Below are 16,418 nucleotides of genomic sequence, written 5' to 3' on the forward strand. Positions count from 1 at the left end.
AACCGTTGCTTTTGGGGTGGGGACGGTTCTAGTATCGCCGTTAACGCAATCAGATTTGCTTTAAGGAGCTCTCATGACCGCTCTGGCCGACTCCGCGGCCCGCCTCCGCCTCGCCCCCGGCGCGGCCTTCGCCGGCACCTCCGCCGCCTTCGTGGCGGTGGCGCTCGCCGTGGGTGCGCCCAGCCCGCTGTTCGTGCTCTACCAGGAGGAATGGCACTTCGCGCCGTGGCTGCTGACCGTCGCGTTCGCCATCTACGCGGTGACGCTGCTCGTGACGCTGCTCGTGGCGGGGTCGCTCTCGGACCACATCGGCCGGCGGCCGGTGCTGATCGGGGCGCTGCTGCTGCAGGCGGCCTCCATGCTCCTGTTCCTCGGCGCCACCGACATCGGCTGGATCATCGTGGCCCGCTCCGTGCAGGGCATCGCGACCGGGGCCGCCATGAGCACCTTCACCGCCGCGCTGGTGGAGCTGGCCCCCGCGGGGCGCAAGAAGCTCGGCGCGACCATCGGCAGCACCGCGCCCGTCGGCGGCCTGGCCGTCGGCGCCTTCCTCGCCGGGATCGCGGTGCAGTTCACCGCGCGGCCCACGACCGTGGTGTTCGCGACGCTCGCGGTGCTCTTCGTGCTCGGCGCGATCGTCGTCGCCGCGGCCCCCGAGACCGTCGAGCGCCGCCCGGGCGCGGTCCGCTCGCTGATCCCGCGGCTCGTGATCCCGCGTGAGGCGCGGCGCGAGTTCGCGGGCGCGGTGCCGCTGTTCGTGGCGACGTGGATGCTCGCCGGGCTCTTCATCGGCCTGTCGCCGTCGATCATGCACGGCGTGTTCCACCTCGACAGCGGGCTGCTCAACGGCGCGATCGTCGCCGTGCCGCCGGCGGTCGGCGCGCTCGCCGGACTGGTGCTGACCCGCGTGGAGGGGCGGCTCCTGACGGTCTGGTCGATGGCCGCGATCGTGCTCGGCGTCGTCGTGGCGGCCGCGGGGATCGCCGCCGGCCTCCTCCCGCTCCTCTTCGCGGGAGCGACCGTGGCCGGAGCCGGCTTCGGCGCCGGCTTCTCGGCGATGCTGCGCATCCTCGCGCCGCTCGCCCCCAACGACCAGCGGGCGGAGCTGTTCGCGGCGATCTTCCTCGTCAGCTACCTCGCGTACGGGGTGCCTGCGCTCGCCGCGGGCGAGCTGATCGCCGTCGTCGGGCTGCTGCCGACGTCCCTCGGCTATGCGGCGGCCATCGCCGTCGCCGCGGTGATCGCGTTCGCCGTGCAGGCCGGGCGGGCGCGTGCGGCCCGCGCGACGGCCTCCCTCACGCCACGTCGATGAGCACCTTGCCCACGATGCCGCTCTCGACGGCGTCGTGGGCATCGGCCGTGCGCTCCAGCGGGAAACGGGTCAGCGGCAGGCCGTGTTCCTCGCCGACCGGCAATGCGCCCGCGGCGACGGCAGCGGCCACCGAGCGCACGGCGGCCGCCTTGGTCTCGGGCGTGGTCGTATAGGTCAGCAGGAACTGCCAGCGCAGGTTCTTCGACATGCTCGGCCGCACCGGGAGGGTGACCTCGGTCCTGCCGGGGGCGTCCGCGTAGACCGAGATGGTCGCGTTCGTGCCGCACACCTTGGCGTCGAGCTCCGCGTTGGCGATGACGTTGACCTCCACCACGATGTCGACCCCGCGCGGGGCGAGCGCGCCGATGGCCTGTGCCGTGTCGCCGTCGGTGTAGTCCACGACGTGGTGCGCCCCTGCGGCTCGGGCCAGCTCGGCCTTCTCGTGGCTGCTGACCGTGGCGATGACGGTCGCGCCGGCCCACGCGGCGAGCTGGATGGCGGCGTGGCCGACAGCGCCCGCGCCTCCGGCGACCAGCACCGTCCGGCCCTCCAGCGAGCCGGGCGCCAGCTCTGCCGGAGCGTATTCGTAGGCGGTCAGCGCCCGGTGCGCGGTCAGGGCGGGGATGCCGAGCGAGGCGCCCACGTCGAAGCTCGCGCTCTCGGGCAGAGGAACCGCCTGCGCCTCCGGCAGCACCACGAGCTCCTGCGCGGTCCCGTCGGGACGCTGATAGGCCGCATCCCACACCCAGACGCGGTCGCCGACCGCGAGCCCGGTCACGCCGTCGCCGACCTCGTCGACGACGCCGGCGCCGTCCTGGTTCGGCACCTGCGGCCGCGGGAGCTCCGTCTTGCCGCTGCCGGCGCGCGCCTTCCAGTCGGTCGGGTTGACCGCCGAGACGTGGATGCGCACGCGCACCTCCCCGGGGCCCGCATGCGGCTCCTCCCGCTCGCCGAGCACGAGCACGTCGGAGCCGCCGGTGGACGAGTACGTGATGGCCTTCATGGTCCCAGCCAACCATGTGCCGGGGGATCTGTCAGCGGGTGTGGCGACGGGTCAGCCGGCCGTGCAGGCGCCGGAGCTGATCGGTGCGGAGCCCACCGACGACAGCACCGGCCGCAGCTCGTCGAGCGTCAGCGCGTAGCCCGTGTCGGGGTCCACGGACGAGCGCGCGAACACCACGCCCACCACGTCGCCCGACGTGTCGAGCAGCGGGCCGCCGGAGTTGCCGGGGCGGACGGAGCCGCGGGTCGAGTAGATGTCGCGGTCGACGATCCCGCTCTGGTAGATGTCGCTGCCGCGCGCGGTGAGGCGGTCGCGCACCCGCTGCGGGCTGATGGTGAACGGACCGTCGCCGGGATAGCCGACGGCGTACGTCTGCTGGCCGGCGACCGCGTCCTGACCGATGTCGAGCGGGGCGGCGTCGAGGTCGGCGACGTCGAGCACCGCGAGGTCGCGCTCCGGGTCGAAGGCGACGAGGGTCGCGCGCTCCACGCTGTTCGAGCCGGGCTCGCGCACCACGATCGAGGAGGCGCCGGCGACGACGTGGGCGTTCGTCACGACCCGTCCGCGCATGACCACCCAGCCGCTGCCCTCCGAGTCGACCCCGCAGGCGGGCTTCGACGCGAGGACCGTGACGGTGGAGTCCTCCGACGCCGACACGGCCTGCGGAACCGACCCGTCCGGCGGCGGAGCGGCCTTGATGCTCTCGCCGCCCTCGAAGACCTTCGGTAGACCGGCGCTCGCGAGCACGTCGTCCATCGCGCCGAGCACGGTCGAGGAGGGGATGGGAGCGATGGAGTTCAGCGTCGCGACGACGCGCGACGAGCTGGTCGCCTGCACGACCGTCGCGAGGCTGGTGGTGGCGGCGAAGCCCGCGAGCAGCCACACGACGACGGCCCAGGTGAGCAGGCCGAGCACCGCTCCGATGAGGGAGTCGAGCCAGCGGACCGGACCGTGCCGCAGCACCCGGCCGATGACCGAGGCGGCAGCGGCGGTCAGCGAGTAGACGACGGCCGCGCACACGAGGATGACCACGGCGGCGACGATCGAGCGCTGCGTGACGCCCGTGAGCCCGGCCCTGACCATCCACTCGACCACCACGGGCGCGAGGAGCAGTCCGAGCAGGATGCCGGCGCCGAGGCCCACCAGCGAGCCCGCCGACCGGATGGCGCCACGGCTGTACCCGGCGAGGATCGCGAGGACCGCGAGCACCAGCAGCACGATGTCAACGACGGTCTCCACGCGCCCCACCCTGCCCCACGAGGCTGGGCGGAGGCTCAACCCGGGCTCAACCCGCGGTGGGTGTCCGCCGCTTCCTTCGCGCGTGGCCACGGGCTACCGTCGGTGCCCCGGGACCGTTCGGGGCCACGGGATCGAGGAGGAGCAGATGACCGATCCGCAGCAGCGCGGCGACCTCGCACCGAGCGAGCGCGAGATGACCAGCGCGGACCTCACCGCGCACGACCCGGAGCACGGGCAGGAGGGGCACGACGACGAGACGGAGCCCGCCACCGACGCGGAAGGGGTGAACGGCACCGAGGTCGACGACACCGAGCTCGCAGCGTCGACCGGGGTCCCCGACGAGACCGAGCTGCCCGACGAACGGGCGGGCGAAGGGGCCTAGAGGCGGCCGTCCTCCTCGTCGCCGTCGTCGACCGATTCCGGTTCCGGCTGCGGCGCCGGCACGATGTCGGGGTCCATCTGCCACTCCGGCACGGCGTCGGGCTGGTTGCGCGTTTCTGTAGCCATGCGCGAACGCTACGCCAGCGCCTCGCACGGCATAAGCCCCTGCGCGGACGCGAATCCCGCCATCGTCTCCGGACTTGTGCGCGGCTCCGCACGGCGTGTTGCGCGCACAAGTCCGGGACGGATGGCGGGTCAGGGGGTGCGGTCGGCGTCGGCGGGGGGTGCGGGTGGCGCGGGCGGGCGCCTGCGCGAGGTGATCAGGAGGATCACGACCCCGGCGATCGCCAGCACGACGATGGCGACGGCGATGCCGATCACGAGGCCCAGGTTCGTCGAGTCGCCGGTCTGCAGGGGCTGCGGGGTGGAGGCCGTGGCCTGGGTGGTCATCGTCCCTCCCGGCTCCTCGGTCCCTCCCGGCTCCTCGGCGGCGGGCGTCCCCGGCGCCGCGGATGCGCCAGGAGTCGCCGATGCCGACGCCGGGGGAGCACCGCACGGGGTGGTCGCGCTGCCCGCCGCCTCCGCCGTGCCCGCCGGGGGCTGGTACTGGAAGGCGTACGAGTTCGACACCGTGTGGCCATCCGCGGACACCACCTGGTACGTGACCGTGTACGCGCCGCCGGCACCGAGCGCGAGCGGGGCGCTGACCGTGCGGTCGGCGACCGTGGCGCATCCGGTCTCGAAGTGCTTCTTCGCCGCGTCGGTGACGGTGAGGAGGGTGCTCGAGCCATCGCCCGACAGATCCAGCACGCGGTCGTTGAACGTGAGCGAGACCGTGCTCGGCGGCGTGGTGACCGTCGCGTCGGCCGCGGGGTCGCTGCTCACGAGGTAGTCGTGGGCGGAGGCTGCGGCGGTCGGCAGCAGGGCGAGCGCGACGGCGGCGGCGACTCCCGCGACCGTGGCGGCGAGGCGGCGGGTCATGCCCGCACCTTACCCCGGCGGGTGAGCGCGAAGACCGCGACCACCAGGGCGATGGCGCCGAGCGCCAGTCCGGCGATCCCCAGCCCGATCGAGACGGCCGTGGCGGTCGTGCCCGCGGTGGAGGCGGACGGCGCGGAGGTGCCGGAGACGACCTGCGGCGCGTCGGATGCGCTCGCCGTCGCGGCGCCCTCCGCCTGCGGCTCGGCGTCCTTCACGTACAGGGTCGGAGCCGGGTGCTCCGGCTCCTTCCCCGAGGCCGGTGTCTTCTCGTCCCAGTCGACGACCGAGCCGTCCGAATAGAACTGGTGCGTCGGCAGCAGGATCGAGCCGGTGTCGGGCACCGCGCCTGCCGAGATCGTGAACTCCTGGAACTGGCCGGGCGCGATCTGCGTGCCGCTCTCGGCCGTCCAGGTGACGCGCACCGGGGCCTCCGTGATCGTGCCGTCGTCGGTCTTCACCGGCTCGGCGAGCTTCTCGGTGTCGACGGAGGTCGTCCAGCCCGCCACCGGCAGGTAGCTGACCGAGGTGAACGGGGTGCCGGTCGGCAGATCGACCACGAGCTTCACGGTGCCGGCCGTCGCCGACTCGGTCGGGACCTTGAAGGTCAGGGTCGCGTAGCTGCCGGGGTCGGCGTGGCCGGGATCGACGCGCACGTGCGCGCTCGCCGCGAGGGGCGCTGCGAGCAGGAGCAGCGCGGTGGTGGTCGCCGCCAGGGAGGCGGCGAAGGTCGTCTTCTTCATGGTGTCCTTGCGTTTCGGGGTCGTCGGATGGCGCGCGTGCGCGCTCGCGAGCGGCCCCGGGCCGAGCCGGGACTCCCGTCAGAGCGCGCCGAAGACCGCCGGTGGACCCCGGTGCCGGAGGCGGACGAGCGGCAGGCCGAGTGCGAGCGGGAGGCGCGGGCCGTCCGCCGGGACGAGTGCGGCGGTCCCCGGCACGAACGGCGCCAGGATGACGGCGATCCGCTCCACGAACCGCGAGACCGCCAGCCGCGCGGTGTCGAACAGGCCCCAGAAGGCGCGCTCGCCGTGGCGCAGCGCGACGATCGTCAGCAGCGCGGCGGAGACGTGTGACAGCCACATCGCCGCCGGGCCCGCGACCGCGGCGGGGGCTCCCGGCGCCATTCCGGTGAGCATCGTGAGGTGGTCGCCGACGTGCAGGTGACCGGCGCCGAGGTGCCCTGCGCCCGCCGGCACGAAGGTCGCGGTGCCCTCGCCCAACCCGAACAGCAGGTGGAAGAGGAGCTGGCTGACCGCCACCGAGGCCGACAGCCGCCACAGCGACAGGCGGCGTGCGGTCAGGGCGATCGACGCCAGGGTCGCGAAGGCGAGGCTGAGCGCGAGCGCGACGGGCCCGGGCGCCGAGCCTCCACCGGCGACGTGGAACAGCGCCGCGACGAAGACCGCCACGGCGGACGCGAGCATGCCGCGCGTGACGCGTGCGGCTCTCGTCCCCATCGCTGCACCTCCCGTTCCTGCTTCGTAGCCAGTCTACGAACCGGATGGGCGCGACCTTCGTCCACCGAACTGGGGTGGACACCTCGGGCAGAGCGCGCGCGCGCCCGCGGTTAGTCTGTGCTGGACGCCGGCGGTGCATGCGGTGTAATGGAAAACGGGGAGCGTGACGATGGGTGAGGGGACGTGGCAGCGGCGCGTGCTCGTGGTCGAGGACCACGCGCTCATGCGCTCGCTCGTCGCCGACGCCTTCGGTCAGCGGGGCTTCGCGGTCGAGAGCGCCGCCGCCGCCCACGACGCCCTGCAGCTGGCCGATCGGATCGACCCCGACCTCCTCGTCACCGACATCGACCTGGGCTCGCGGCCGAACGGCGTCGAGCTGGCGACCATCCTGCGCGAGCGGGCGCCGCACATCGCCGTGCTGTTCCTCAGCAACCTCTCCCGCGACGCGGCCGCTGCGCACGCGCGGGAGACCGTCGCCGGCGCCTCCTACGTCAACAAGGGCGCCATCTCCTCCGTCGACGAGCTGGTGGATGCGGCGGAGGCGGTGCTCGCCGATCGCCCCGTCACCCGCGACGACGCCCGCACCGGCCCGCGGGCGGCGCTGCTGCGGCTGAGCCCGGCCCAGCTCGAGACGACGCGCCTGCTCGCGGCGGGCCTGACCAACGCCGAGATCGCCCGCCGCCGCGGCGTCTCCGTGCGGGCGGTCGAGAAGAGCGTCGAACGCGTCTTCCAGGCCCTCGGACTCTCCGGCGGCGAGCAGGCCACCACCCCGCGCGTCGCCCTCGCCACGCTCTACGTCGCCACGCTGGGCGACCCCGTGTCGGGCCTGTGACCGGGTCGGTCGCGACGCGCACCTCCCGCGTCATCGCCCGGATCACGGGCTCCTCCGCGATCACGGTCTGGACGTGGATCGTCTCGCTGCCGTTCGCTCTGACGGTCATGTCGGGGGTGCAGTACATCCACGGCAGCCCGGCAGAGGTGCTCGCCGTGCCGCTGGTCCAGCACCTGGCCATCGGCGTCCTGCTGCTCGCCGGCCGCGGGCTCCTGGCGCTGACGCCGTCGCGGTTGCGGGCGGTGACCGTGCTCGCCGTCTACGTCGCCATCGGCGTGCTGCGTCCGCTGCTGTTCCTCGCGTGCGGTGAGGTGCTCGGGGTACGGGTCGACGCGGGCGATCTGGCGGGCCGCATCGGCATCAACATCGTCGCGGTGCTCGCCGCCTTCGGGCTCACCGCTCTCAGCGTCGACCTGGTGCGCGAGCACCTGGGGGTCTACCGGCGTCTGCGCGCCGCGCAGCGGGCGTCCTCCCGCGACGCCGCGGAGGCGGAGGAGAAGCTGCTGCGGCTGCGGCGATCGGCCGTCGACGGCGTGCTGGAGGAGATCGAGCACGCGGCCGCCATCGCGCGGCAGCCCATCCGGCCCCGCGAAGCGGCACAACTGCTGCGCGGCCTCGCCAACGACGTCGTGCGCCCGGCGAGCCACCGCCTGTACGGCGAGGACGAGTCCGCCGAGCGCGAGGACGGCGCAGAGCCGACCGTGCGCCGTCGCGACTGGTTCCGGGAAGTGGCGGAGGGGATCCAGGCGGCCCCGCCCGTCCTCGTCTCCGCCCTGTTCGCCCTGATCGTGCTGCCCTTCGGGGCGATGGACTACGGCCCCCTGCCGACGCTGTGCGCGGTGGCGGTCGCCGGCACGGTGGCGGTGGCGGGGAACGCCGCGGTGGCGCGGGCGGTCGAGCACGTACGGCCCGCGATGCGGCCGGTGACCATGCTGGTGGGGTACATCCTGGTCGGTGGGCTGCTGGCGCTCACCACCGGGCTGATCATCGACGCGCTGGGCAGCTTCCCGGCGATCGTCTGGTTCGAGGTGCTCACGTACCCGGTGATGGCGCTCTCGGTCGCCCTCATGACGTCGCTGTCCGCGCGGCTGCGCGTCGACCAGAGCCGGCTGGAGCAGGCGGTCCAGGCGAGCGTGCGCGAGGCCGCGCGCATCCGGGCCGACTACGACCACCAGCGGACGGCCCTGGCGCGGCTGCTGCACTCCGGGGTGCAGGCCGAACTGATCGCCGCGGCGCTCGCGCTCGGAGCAGACGGCCGCGATGACGCCTCCGGCGAGCTCCGGGCCGTCGTCGACCGCATCCGCTGCGAGCTCCTCACCCCCGCCGAGGAGCCGCCGGCGGCGGACCGGCTGCGCGCGCTCCTCGACAGCTGGGGCTCGGCGATCCCGCTCACCTTCACGATCGCCGACGGGGTGATCGACCGGCTGGAGGTGCCGGCCCGCTGCGACGCGGTCGTCGACGCCATCTCGGAGGGACTCGCCAACGCGGTGCGCCACGGTGACGGCACGCCGGTGACGCTCGACGTGCGCTCGGCCGACGACGCGGGCGTGGCCGTGGTGGTGACCTCGGGAGGCGCGCTCGCCGCCTCCGACCCCGGCATCGGGCTGCTCCAGCTCGCCGAGCGCGGAACCGTGGAGCTGCGGGAGGTCGCCGGCCGGGTCAGCCTCGCCGTCGCGATCCCCTGAGCCGGCACTCCGCCCTGTCGTAGCAGCCGTACCTCGGCGCGCCCGGCTCCCGTGGGGGACGTACCGTTCATTCTGTCCCGAGTGCCCGCATCACCCGGGGACGATCGCCCGGCCGGGGCGCCCTGCTCGACCCGAACCCGCAGGATGCGCCCCTCCCGGAGGCGGCCTATATCACTCATTCCATTCGTCTGCATTGATGCAATGCCCAGGCGACATGGGGTAGAAATGGTTGGTACCTTCCGCGCCGCATGAGGCGCCGCCGCCCCACCGACCGACCCCAGGAAGATCAGCTTGCCCCAGTCCAGCGCCCCTCTGCGGTCTCGCCGCAGTCTTCGCGCACCCGTCGTCGTCGACGTGGACCAGCAGGACCAGCTGACCGCCGACCCGGTCGAAGACTTCACGAGCGCCGAGCACTTCGCCGCGGTCGAGGCCGTCGAGACGGTCGCCACCCCGGTCTTCTCGAGCCGTCGCGCCCGCCTGGAGGCGGAGCGGACGGTGTCCGACCGCACCAGTGGCAAGCGCGACAGCCGCACTCGCAAGCGCGAGCGCATCGTCGTCAAGCCGACGCGCTCGTCGCGCCGTTCCTCCGCAGCGCAGGCCGCGACGGCGGCCGTCACGGCGCCGACCCCGGTCGTCTCGCGCGCTGCCGCGGGGGCGAAGGCCGCTCCCACCCCCAAGCAGACGCGCCCCGCCGCCAGCCCCCGCTTCCGCCGTCCGGACGGCCGCCGCCTCGGCATCCACACCATCGTCGTGCTCGCGCTCGCCGCGTTCTTCGGCACCGCCGCTCTGCCGGCCTACGCCACCTCAGCCGAGGCCTCGGTCACCGGCAACGCCCGCACCGCGCTCGCGGTGCAGACCCTCACCGGCGGCGACGCGACGGCCCAGGTCGTCTCGCGCGACGGCTTCGCCATCGCCGAGAGCCCCGAGATGCTCGACTCCACGATGAACGACACGGTCTCGCCGACCGTGCAGGCGCTCGCGGTGCAGCTGATGGGCGCCGTGGCCTCCGGCCGCCTCGTCGGGTCGACGCCCAACCACCTCCCCGAGATCGCCGACCTCGCCGAGGGCCGCGCCGTCCCGGGCTGCGGTGTCGACTACCGCGTGCTCCAGGCCATCGCGGTCGCGCTCGACAACTTCCAGCAGGTCGGCATCTCCGACATCAACCGCCGCTGCACCGGCCAGATCGAGGGCGCCGGAACCGAGTCGGCCCACTACGCCGACGGCGGCGGCCACGCGCTCGACTTCTACCTGCTGAACGGCACGCCGCTCACCGGCGGCGACGCCCGCTCGGTCGAGCTGCTCCAGATCCTCGACCCGATCGTGCCGAACGGCACCGGCGTCGGCCAGATCGAGTGCCGTGCCTCGAGCGACTTCGAGAACATGAAGCCGTTCTCGGACACCTGCAACCACCTCCACATCGACTTCCTCAAGTCGGACGGGCCCGCGCTCCGCTACGGGTGATCCGCAGCCCGGCCTGCCGCTCTGCCCGGCTGCCGACGCCGCCATCGGCTCGCCCAGCCGCGTCGCCCACCCACCTGCTCATGCGGCTGGAGACGCGGAAAAGGAGGCGGTACGGCCCCCAGCGAGCGTCACGACCTCCGTTCCCCGCGTAAGCGCGGCGATCCGGGCGGAGTCTCCTCCGTTCCCGCCGGTCGTGCGACCTACCGGTCCGTCGCTCCCGCGGCCGCGTTCAGTCCGGTCGCGGACTGTGCCGCCTTCTTCTTGCGCTCCTCGCGGGCCCGGCGCTCGGCCTCCTCGTGCGCGGCCTTGTCGCGGTACTGACGGCGCAGGGCGCGCGAGGCGAGGATGTCGCCGGCGGCGGCCTCCCGCTTCTTCACCAGCGCCTTGTCGGACTTGAGCGGGAGGCGCAGCACGGCGTCGGCCTCGATGCCCGCGACCAGCTCGCGGGCGCGCTCCACCTCGGAGTCGAGCTCGGCGCCGAACAGCAGGGCGTTGTTCGCGATCCAGATCCACAGCAGGAAGACGATGACGCCGGCAAGCGCGCCGTAGGTGCGGTCGTAGTTGCCGAAGTTGCCGACGTAGAAGGCGAAACCGGCGGAGGCGATGCCCAGGACCACGATCGCGGCGATCGAGCCGGGGGTCAGCCAGCGCACGCGCGGGTGCTTGATGTTCGGCGTCGCCGCGTACAGCACGGCGACGAGCACGATGATGACGGCGACGACGATGGGCCAGCGGATGATCGACCAGGCGATCTGGAACGCCTCCCCGAGCCCGAGCAGGTCGCCGATCCACTGCGCCACCGGGCCCGACACGATCAGCATCAGCGCCAGCAGCGACAGGGCCACGAGCGTCAGGAGGGTGACACCGAGCTGAACGGGACGCAGGGTGATGGCCGTGCGGCCCTCCTCCACGCCGTACACGCGGTTCAGAGCCCGGCCGAAGCCGCCGACGTAGCCGGACGCCGACCAGACGGCGCCGACGATACCGATGACGAGAGCCCAGCCGGTCGCGGGGGAGGAGGCGAGGCTCTCGATCGGTCCGCGCAAGACGTCGAGCATGCCGGGGGCGAGCTCGTCGACCATCCCGAACAGCGCGTCGATGCCCTGCTGGCTCTGACCGACGATGCCGAGGATGCTGACGAGCGCGAGCAGCGCCGGGAACAGCGACAACACGGCGAAGTAGGTCAGGCCGGCCGCCAGGTCGGTGCACTGGTCGGTGCTGAAGCTGCGCAGCGTCCGCTTGAGGATGAAGCCCCACGGCAGCCGGTACCACGGCTCGCTCCGGCGGTCCTCGATGCGCCGCACCGCCTTGGCCCGGTCGGGGCCGACACCGCCCCGGTCAGCGGGCACGCCCGCGCCTCCGCGTCAGGAGCACCGCGATACCGGCCGCTCCACCGGCGATCGCCAGGAACAGGCCGATGAAGAAGGTGGGATGCGAGCGGATCTGCACGCGCGGGTTGAAGGTAGCGAACAGGTCGTCGAGCGTGCTCGCGAGCTCGTCGCGGGTCACCTCGATATCGAGCTTGAGCGTGTTGATGCCGGCGCCGGCGGGGATCGGCGGCCGGCCCGCCGGGCGCTCGCCCTGGCGGCTCAGCTGGGGGGTGGTCGTGGAGGTCACGGCTGCTCTCCCTTCAGCGCGCGCAGGTCGGCGCTCAGCTCGGGCTTGAGGTCGTCGGGCACCGGAGGGACGCCCTTCTTGAGGCTGCGCCAGCCGATCAGTCCGGCGACGACCGCGAGCAGGATCAGGATGCCGGCCACGATCAGCGCGGCGAGCCACGGCGGGACGATCAGCGCGAACGCGCACACGGCGGCGGTGATGAGCACCGCCAGGGCGAAGAACACGAACACGAGTGCGCCCACGAGCAGGCCGGCGCCGATCCCGGCGGCCTTGGCCTTGGCGGTCATCTCGGCCTTGAACAGCGCCACCTCGCCGGCCACCAGGCGGCGCGACTGGGCCACGAGGTCCTTGGTCAGCTCGGGCAGCGGGCGCAGTCCCCGGGTGGTCCGGCGGCGCTCGCGGGGGAGCGGGGCCTTCTCGACGGTCATCCGTACGGTTCCCTTCCGTTCGTATGGCGACCGTACTCCCTCGGTCCGGACCCGCCAAGGCCGCGCGGGCAGGCAGGGCCGCTGGAACGCGGCCATGGTGCAGTATGGGGGCATGAGCGGGAACGACAGCTTCGGCCGGGGCGGGATCCTCGTCGCCGTCGTCCCCGGCCAGCCCGTGATCGTGCTCGAGCACGGCGCGCGGCTCGCCGATGACCTCGACCTGCCGCTGATCTGCGCGACGGTCGATCCCAACCGGTATCTGGTCTCGAGCTACGTCGACGGAACGGTGGTGGCCCTCCCGTACGACCCCGACCTCCCGGAGGCGGAGGAGGAGCGGTTCGACCCCGAGCTGGAGGAGCACATCCGCAGCGCGCTCGCGGGCCGTGGCATCCCGTACACGCTCAAGCAGCTCGCGGGCGACCCGGCCTGGGCGCTCTCGCGGCTCGCCGACGAGCTCGACGTGCGCTACATCGTGGTCGGCACGCGGGAGGCGGGGCTGCGCGGCAGTCTGCGCGAGTTCTTCAACGGCTCGGTCGCCGTGCACCTCGCGCACCGCCAGCATCGGCCGGTGATGGTCGTCCCGCTCGCGCCGGTGCCGGGCGCGCAGAATCTCCCGTGGGAAGACCCGCCCGTCTAGTGCGCCGCCAGCCTCCGCCCGTGCACCTGCACTGGCGCTCGGTGCTGCTCGTCTTCGTGGGCGGCGCGATCGGGACGACCGTGCGGTATCTGCTCTCGCTCGCCGTGCCTCCCGTGCTCGGCCTGCCGCTCATCACGCTCGTCATCAACGTCACGGGCGCCTTCGTGCTCGGCTGGCTGCTTGAGGCGCTGGCCCTGCGGGGTCCGGACGAGGGCCGCCGCCGCGACCTCCGGCTCTTCGCCGGTACAGGCATCCTCGGCGGCTACACGACCTACAGCGCCTTCGCTGTCGACACCGACGGCCTCCTCGTCGCGGCGAACGTCGGCGGCGGCCTCCTCTACGCGGCGGCGACCATCGTCATCGGCGCCGCGGCGACGGTCGCGGGCATCGCGGCGGCGGCCTGGTTCGGGAGGCGGCGGGCGCGACGGCAGGGAGGTGCGGCATGACCCCGCTCCTGGTGCTCGCGGTGGCGGTCGGCGGCGGGCTCGGCGCGGTGGCCCGGCTCGTGCTCGACGGCTTCGTGAACAGCAGGGTGCGCGTGAGCTTCCCGCTCGGCACGACCGTGATCAACGTGACCGGGTCGTTCCTCCTCGGGCTGGTGACCGGCCTGGCGATGGTGCACGGGCTCCCGCCCGAGTGGCGGGCGATCCTCGGCACCGGGTTCCTCGGCGGCTACACCACGTTCAGCACGGCCAGCTACGAGACCGTTCGGCTCGCGCAGCAGCGGCGGTACCGGGCGGCGCTGTTCAACGGCGTGGGGATGCTGCTGCTGGCGCTCGCCGCGGCCGGGCTGGGGTTGTGGCTGGGCCAGTTGTGAGGCGGACTGCGCCTGGTCGCGGAGCTACTCCTCTTCGCCCGGCTCCTGCTCCATCCACCACTCGGTGAACTCCTCGGCGCGGCCGTCGGCGGCGAGGCGCACGATCCACAGGTTGCTGTAGACCGGGCCGTCGCGGTAGTCGGTGACGCCCTCGACGAAGTAGGTCGGCCCGTCCTGCCCGAGCAGCCTCCACTCGAACTCGACGGAGCCGGGGTCGTCCTGCGCGTCGAGCCAGCCCTCCACGATCTCGAGGTGGCCGTCCCACGGCTCGGCGAACGGTTCGGTGCGGTAGCTCGCGTCCTCGGTGAAGAGCGCCCGGATGTCGTCCGGGTCGTTCGACTCCCAGGCGCGACGGTAGCGGTCGATCCAAGCAGTGATCGCGTCGGCCATGACCCCGTTATAGCCCGCCGTGCGCCGGGCCGCCACCCTCGGCCCTCGTGTCAGGCCGCGAGCGTGCGCAGCGACGACATGGCGGAGGTCTCGATGGCGGCGATCTCCTTCACCGCGTGACCGGCCTCGACCAGTCGTTCGGGTTCGGCGGTCTCGCCCGCCTGCTGCACGAGAGCGGCGACGCGCGACCACAGCAGGGCCGACTCGGCGAAGCGGTCGCGGCCGGCCTCCACGACCTCCGCAGCGCGCCGGTCGAGGTCGAAGCCGAGGCACTCCGTGAGGAAGTCGCGGTAGAGGTTGCGGAACAGCGCGCCGCCCGTCCCTCCTCGTTCCATCAACATGGCGATCACGGGGAGGTCGCGCTCCGGCCGCTCGACGCGCGCGAACCAGGAGGGGATGCGCCGGGCGGCCGTGAGGATGCCCCGGTCGCCGATGTTGGCGATCGGCGGCGTCACGAACTCCTCTGCGCAGGCGGCGATGGCCGGGAGGAGCGCGGCGGCGACGCGCTCGCGCACCTGCTCCACCGACGTGGGAAAGGCGACGGTGAAGGAGCGGTTCCGCGCGGCCATCGGGCCCCGCGCCGACCGCGCCGCGGCGAGGCTCGTCAGGCTGGTCGACACCGCTCCGCCCTGCTGCGCGGTGTCGACCAGGTAGGCGCGCTCGTCGTCGTAGCCGTACATCGCGACGACGTGGCCGGCGAAGTGCGTGCGCGAGCCGAAGTACTCGAGGTCGTGGCTGTCGAGCTGCAGGCCGACCGGGATGCCGCTGTCGATCGTCGACCGGACGCGCTCCCATGCGACGCGCTCGGAGCCGGTCTCGTGCACCTGCAGGTCGAGCCCGAGGCGCTCGGTCAGCCTCCGGGTGAGCTCGAAGGGTTTCACGCGGCCGCCCAGGAAGGGCAGCGGCTGCTGCTTGGAGTCCCAGTAGATGAACGACAGGCCGCCGCCGAGCCCGAACAGCATCGGCTCGGAGAGCGCCAGCCCGGCGTGCGTCAGGAGCACGCCCAGGGAGGTCGTCTCGCAGTGCTCGCCGCCGGTCGTCGGCACGCCGTCGATGATCGTCATGTCATTCATGGGGTGCCTGGACCCGCTGCGCGAGCCACGACCTTTCCGCCTCCAGGAGGCTGAGGGAGTAGGAGAAGACCTCGTGAGCGGCCGGAGGCAGCGGGGCCTGCGCCCGCTCCGCCTCCTCGATCGCGTGGATGCGCTGCTCGATCTCCCCGAGCCGGGCGCCCAGCGCCGCCGCGTAGTGCGACTCCGGGATCAGGGGGAGGTTGGCGAGTCCGACGAGCAGGGGGTGGGGGACCGGCCGGGCGTCCTCGATGAAGGCGAGCGCCTCCTGCCCGGCGACCCGCCTGCCCTCCTCGGTGGCGTGGAACACCCGCCGGGCCTTCGCGCCGGGGCGATCCGCCTCCGCCGCGACGAGTCCTCGCCGCTCCAGCTTCGCGAGCAGGTAGTAGATGGACGAGAACCCGATGTCGGTCCAGCGCCGGATGCCGCGCGTCTCGATGACCTGCTCGAGGTCGTAGCCGTGGCGCGGCTCCTCCACGATGAGTCCGAGCACGGTCAGCTCGGCCGGGGTCAGAGTCATGGCTGTATCCTAGCCCTAGGATAGTGAGGCACGGCAAGCCCGCCGCTAGCATGTGCGCATGGTGGGGGCCTTCGACGCGTGGTCCGAGTTCGACGTCGCCGTCGCGGGGGCGGGCGCCGCGCTGGCCGGCCTCCTGATCGTGGCGCTGTCGGTCAACATCAAGCAGATCGCCGAGTCGCGCGGGCTCGCTGCACGGGCGGGCGCCGCCGTCGCCGCGCTGATCCTCGGTGTCGTGCTGAGCTGCGCGGCGCTGATCCCCGGCCAGGTGCTGTGGGGGTTCGGAGTGCAGGTGCTCGTGCTGACCGCGCTCTGCTTCGTGATCGCCGGGTACGCCGCGCGGGCGGTGCTCGCCGACCCGTCGCGCGGCGAGTACCACCGGTTCGACATCCCGGTGATCGCGCTCTTCGTCGTCCCGCTCGTGCTGTTCGCCGTCGGCGGGGTGCTGCTCGCGGCCTCGGTCGCCGGCGGCCTGGTGTGGGTGGCGGCCGGCTCCATCGTCGCGGTGGTGGGCGCCATCGCCTTCTCGTGGATCGCGCTGGTCGAGGTGCTGCGCTAGCGCCAGGGCCCGTGCGCGGCGGAGGTAGCCTGAAG

The 16,418-nt window shown here is 73.3% G+C and carries 21 protein-coding genes; 9 read left to right on the forward strand and 12 right to left on the reverse strand.

Going from position 1 to position 16,418, the window contains the following annotated elements; translation table 11 throughout:
• Nucleotides 1-73 precede the first annotated feature (73 nt).
• The gene (locus tag P5G50_RS03785; protein WP_301211790.1) at nt 74-1,312 is read left to right on the forward strand and encodes an MFS transporter; all 1,239 of its coding nucleotides are present in this window, start codon (nt 74-76) and stop codon (nt 1,310-1,312) included.
• On the opposite strand, the gene P5G50_RS03790 is transcribed toward P5G50_RS03785, so the two are convergent.
• Nucleotides 1,296-2,315 carry an NADPH:quinone reductase gene (locus P5G50_RS03790; RefSeq protein ID WP_301211792.1) on the reverse strand — a complete coding sequence of 340 codons (1,020 nt, stop codon included), beginning with the start codon at nt 2,313-2,315 and terminating at the stop codon, nt 1,296-1,298. The two genes, P5G50_RS03785 and P5G50_RS03790, sit on opposite strands and share 17 nt — an antisense overlap.
• A 51-nt stretch (nt 2,316-2,366) precedes the next feature.
• The gene (locus P5G50_RS03795; RefSeq protein ID WP_301211793.1) at nt 2,367-3,554 is read right to left on the reverse strand and encodes a MarP family serine protease; all 1,188 of its coding nucleotides are present in this window, start codon (nt 3,552-3,554) and stop codon (nt 2,367-2,369) included.
• A gap of 145 nt (nt 3,555-3,699) precedes the next feature.
• Between P5G50_RS03795 and P5G50_RS03800 the strand changes: the two genes are divergently transcribed.
• Nucleotides 3,700-3,936 carry a hypothetical protein gene (locus P5G50_RS03800; protein ID WP_301211794.1) on the forward strand — a complete coding sequence of 79 codons (237 nt, stop codon included), beginning with the start codon at nt 3,700-3,702 and terminating at the stop codon, nt 3,934-3,936.
• On the opposite strand, the gene P5G50_RS03805 is transcribed toward P5G50_RS03800, so the two are convergent.
• From P5G50_RS03805 to P5G50_RS03820, 4 genes are all read right to left on the reverse strand, one after another.
• Nucleotides 3,933-4,061 carry a hypothetical protein gene (locus tag P5G50_RS03805; protein ID WP_301211795.1) on the reverse strand — a complete coding sequence of 43 codons (129 nt, stop codon included), beginning with the start codon at nt 4,059-4,061 and terminating at the stop codon, nt 3,933-3,935. The two genes, P5G50_RS03800 and P5G50_RS03805, sit on opposite strands and share 4 nt — an antisense overlap.
• Before the next feature lie 129 nt (nt 4,062-4,190).
• Nucleotides 4,191-4,916 (reverse strand): copper resistance CopC family protein, encoded by a 726-nt coding sequence (locus P5G50_RS03810; protein WP_301211796.1) that lies wholly within the window; start codon nt 4,914-4,916, stop codon nt 4,191-4,193.
• On the reverse strand, nt 4,913-5,656 hold the full coding sequence (locus tag P5G50_RS03815) for a YcnI family copper-binding membrane protein (RefSeq protein WP_301211797.1): 744 nt from the start codon (nt 5,654-5,656) through the stop codon (nt 4,913-4,915). The genes P5G50_RS03810 and P5G50_RS03815 overlap by 4 nt, the downstream gene beginning before the upstream one ends.
• Before the next feature lie 78 nt (nt 5,657-5,734).
• A complete protein-coding gene (locus P5G50_RS03820) occupies nt 5,735-6,370 on the reverse strand; it encodes a hypothetical protein (protein WP_301211798.1) in 636 nt (211 codons plus the stop codon).
• 169 nt (nt 6,371-6,539) lie between these two features.
• Between P5G50_RS03820 and P5G50_RS03825 the strand changes: the two genes are divergently transcribed.
• From P5G50_RS03825 to P5G50_RS03835, 3 genes are all read left to right on the forward strand, one after another.
• Nucleotides 6,540-7,202: a response regulator transcription factor gene (locus P5G50_RS03825; RefSeq protein ID WP_301211800.1), complete on the forward strand. Its 663-nt coding sequence runs from the start codon at nt 6,540-6,542 to the stop codon at nt 7,200-7,202.
• The gene (locus P5G50_RS03830; protein WP_301211801.1) at nt 7,199-8,887 is read left to right on the forward strand and encodes a sensor histidine kinase; all 1,689 of its coding nucleotides are present in this window, start codon (nt 7,199-7,201) and stop codon (nt 8,885-8,887) included. The genes P5G50_RS03825 and P5G50_RS03830 overlap by 4 nt, the downstream gene beginning before the upstream one ends.
• A gap of 291 nt (nt 8,888-9,178) precedes the next feature.
• On the forward strand, nt 9,179-10,348 hold the full coding sequence (locus P5G50_RS03835) for a hypothetical protein (protein ID WP_301211802.1): 1,170 nt from the start codon (nt 9,179-9,181) through the stop codon (nt 10,346-10,348).
• Between the two features lie 200 nt (nt 10,349-10,548).
• Here P5G50_RS03835 and P5G50_RS03840 read toward each other — a convergent pair whose 3' ends face one another.
• Genes P5G50_RS03840 through P5G50_RS03850 form a run of 3 tightly spaced genes read right to left on the reverse strand, consistent with a single transcriptional unit; the run spans nt 10,549 to nt 12,393 of the window.
• The gene (locus tag P5G50_RS03840; protein WP_301211803.1) at nt 10,549-11,697 is read right to left on the reverse strand and encodes a YihY/virulence factor BrkB family protein; all 1,149 of its coding nucleotides are present in this window, start codon (nt 11,695-11,697) and stop codon (nt 10,549-10,551) included.
• Nucleotides 11,687-11,965: a DUF3618 domain-containing protein gene (locus tag P5G50_RS03845; protein ID WP_301211804.1), complete on the reverse strand. Its 279-nt coding sequence runs from the start codon at nt 11,963-11,965 to the stop codon at nt 11,687-11,689. The genes P5G50_RS03840 and P5G50_RS03845 overlap by 11 nt, the downstream gene beginning before the upstream one ends.
• The gene (locus P5G50_RS03850) at nt 11,962-12,393 is read right to left on the reverse strand and encodes a phage holin family protein (protein WP_301211805.1); all 432 of its coding nucleotides are present in this window, start codon (nt 12,391-12,393) and stop codon (nt 11,962-11,964) included. The genes P5G50_RS03845 and P5G50_RS03850 overlap by 4 nt, the downstream gene beginning before the upstream one ends.
• Before the next feature lie 112 nt (nt 12,394-12,505).
• Here P5G50_RS03850 and P5G50_RS03855 point away from each other — a divergent pair, with 112 nt between their 5' ends.
• From P5G50_RS03855 to crcB, 3 genes are read left to right on the forward strand one after another with little or no spacing between them, the layout of a single operon-like run.
• The gene (locus tag P5G50_RS03855; RefSeq protein ID WP_301211806.1) at nt 12,506-13,030 is read left to right on the forward strand and encodes a universal stress protein; all 525 of its coding nucleotides are present in this window, start codon (nt 12,506-12,508) and stop codon (nt 13,028-13,030) included.
• 20 nt (nt 13,031-13,050) lie between these two features.
• Nucleotides 13,051-13,476 (forward strand): fluoride efflux transporter FluC, encoded by a 426-nt coding sequence (locus tag P5G50_RS03860; protein ID WP_301211807.1) that lies wholly within the window; start codon nt 13,051-13,053, stop codon nt 13,474-13,476.
• On the forward strand, nt 13,473-13,847 hold the full coding sequence (gene crcB, locus P5G50_RS03865) for a fluoride efflux transporter CrcB (RefSeq protein ID WP_301211808.1): 375 nt from the start codon (nt 13,473-13,475) through the stop codon (nt 13,845-13,847). Before P5G50_RS03860 ends, crcB begins: the two co-directional genes overlap by 4 nt.
• Before the next feature lie 24 nt (nt 13,848-13,871).
• Here crcB and P5G50_RS03870 read toward each other — a convergent pair whose 3' ends face one another.
• From P5G50_RS03870 to P5G50_RS03880, 3 genes are read right to left on the reverse strand one after another with little or no spacing between them, the layout of a single operon-like run.
• The gene (locus tag P5G50_RS03870) at nt 13,872-14,237 is read right to left on the reverse strand and encodes a nuclear transport factor 2 family protein (RefSeq protein WP_301211810.1); all 366 of its coding nucleotides are present in this window, start codon (nt 14,235-14,237) and stop codon (nt 13,872-13,874) included.
• 50 nt (nt 14,238-14,287) lie between these two features.
• Nucleotides 14,288-15,301 (reverse strand): BtrH N-terminal domain-containing protein, encoded by a 1,014-nt coding sequence (locus tag P5G50_RS03875; protein WP_301211811.1) that lies wholly within the window; start codon nt 15,299-15,301, stop codon nt 14,288-14,290.
• Nucleotide 15,302: 1 nt separating this feature from the next.
• Nucleotides 15,303-15,827 (reverse strand): PadR family transcriptional regulator, encoded by a 525-nt coding sequence (locus P5G50_RS03880; RefSeq protein ID WP_301211812.1) that lies wholly within the window; start codon nt 15,825-15,827, stop codon nt 15,303-15,305.
• Between the two features lie 58 nt (nt 15,828-15,885).
• Between P5G50_RS03880 and P5G50_RS03885 the strand changes: the two genes are divergently transcribed.
• A complete protein-coding gene (locus tag P5G50_RS03885) occupies nt 15,886-16,383 on the forward strand; it encodes a hypothetical protein (RefSeq protein WP_301211813.1) in 498 nt (165 codons plus the stop codon).
• Nucleotides 16,384-16,418: the final 35 nt, after the last annotated feature.

The organism is Leifsonia williamsii (assembly GCF_030433685.1).
In the GTDB taxonomy this organism is placed as follows: domain Bacteria; phylum Actinomycetota; class Actinomycetes; order Actinomycetales; family Microbacteriaceae; genus Leifsonia; species Leifsonia williamsii.

Coding starts and splice junctions, on each gene's coding strand:
- P5G50_RS03785 (WP_301211790.1), top strand. CDS start 74: ATGACCGCTCTGGCCGACTCCGCGGCCCGCCTCCGCCTCGCCCCCGGC.
- P5G50_RS03825 (WP_301211800.1), top strand. CDS start 6,540: ATGGGTGAGGGGACGTGGCAGCGGCGCGTGCTCGTGGTCGAGGACCAC.
- P5G50_RS03880 (WP_301211812.1), bottom strand. CDS start 15,827: ATGACTCTGACCCCGGCCGAGCTGACCGTGCTCGGACTCATCGTGGAG.
- P5G50_RS03870 (WP_301211810.1), bottom strand. CDS start 14,237: ATGGCCGACGCGATCACTGCTTGGATCGACCGCTACCGTCGCGCCTGG.
- crcB (WP_301211808.1), top strand. CDS start 13,473: ATGACCCCGCTCCTGGTGCTCGCGGTGGCGGTCGGCGGCGGGCTCGGC.
- P5G50_RS03805 (WP_301211795.1), bottom strand. CDS start 4,061: ATGGCTACAGAAACGCGCAACCAGCCCGACGCCGTGCCGGAGTGGCAG.
- P5G50_RS03875 (WP_301211811.1), bottom strand. CDS start 15,301: ATGACGATCATCGACGGCGTGCCGACGACCGGCGGCGAGCACTGCGAG.
- P5G50_RS03820 (WP_301211798.1), bottom strand. CDS start 6,370: ATGGGGACGAGAGCCGCACGCGTCACGCGCGGCATGCTCGCGTCCGCC.
- P5G50_RS03800 (WP_301211794.1), top strand. CDS start 3,700: ATGACCGATCCGCAGCAGCGCGGCGACCTCGCACCGAGCGAGCGCGAG.
- P5G50_RS03815 (WP_301211797.1), bottom strand. CDS start 5,656: ATGAAGAAGACGACCTTCGCCGCCTCCCTGGCGGCGACCACCACCGCG.
- P5G50_RS03810 (WP_301211796.1), bottom strand. CDS start 4,916: ATGACCCGCCGCCTCGCCGCCACGGTCGCGGGAGTCGCCGCCGCCGTC.
- P5G50_RS03850 (WP_301211805.1), bottom strand. CDS start 12,393: ATGACCGTCGAGAAGGCCCCGCTCCCCCGCGAGCGCCGCCGGACCACC.
- P5G50_RS03855 (WP_301211806.1), top strand. CDS start 12,506: ATGAGCGGGAACGACAGCTTCGGCCGGGGCGGGATCCTCGTCGCCGTC.
- P5G50_RS03885 (WP_301211813.1), top strand. CDS start 15,886: ATGGTGGGGGCCTTCGACGCGTGGTCCGAGTTCGACGTCGCCGTCGCG.
- P5G50_RS03790 (WP_301211792.1), bottom strand. CDS start 2,315: ATGAAGGCCATCACGTACTCGTCCACCGGCGGCTCCGACGTGCTCGTG.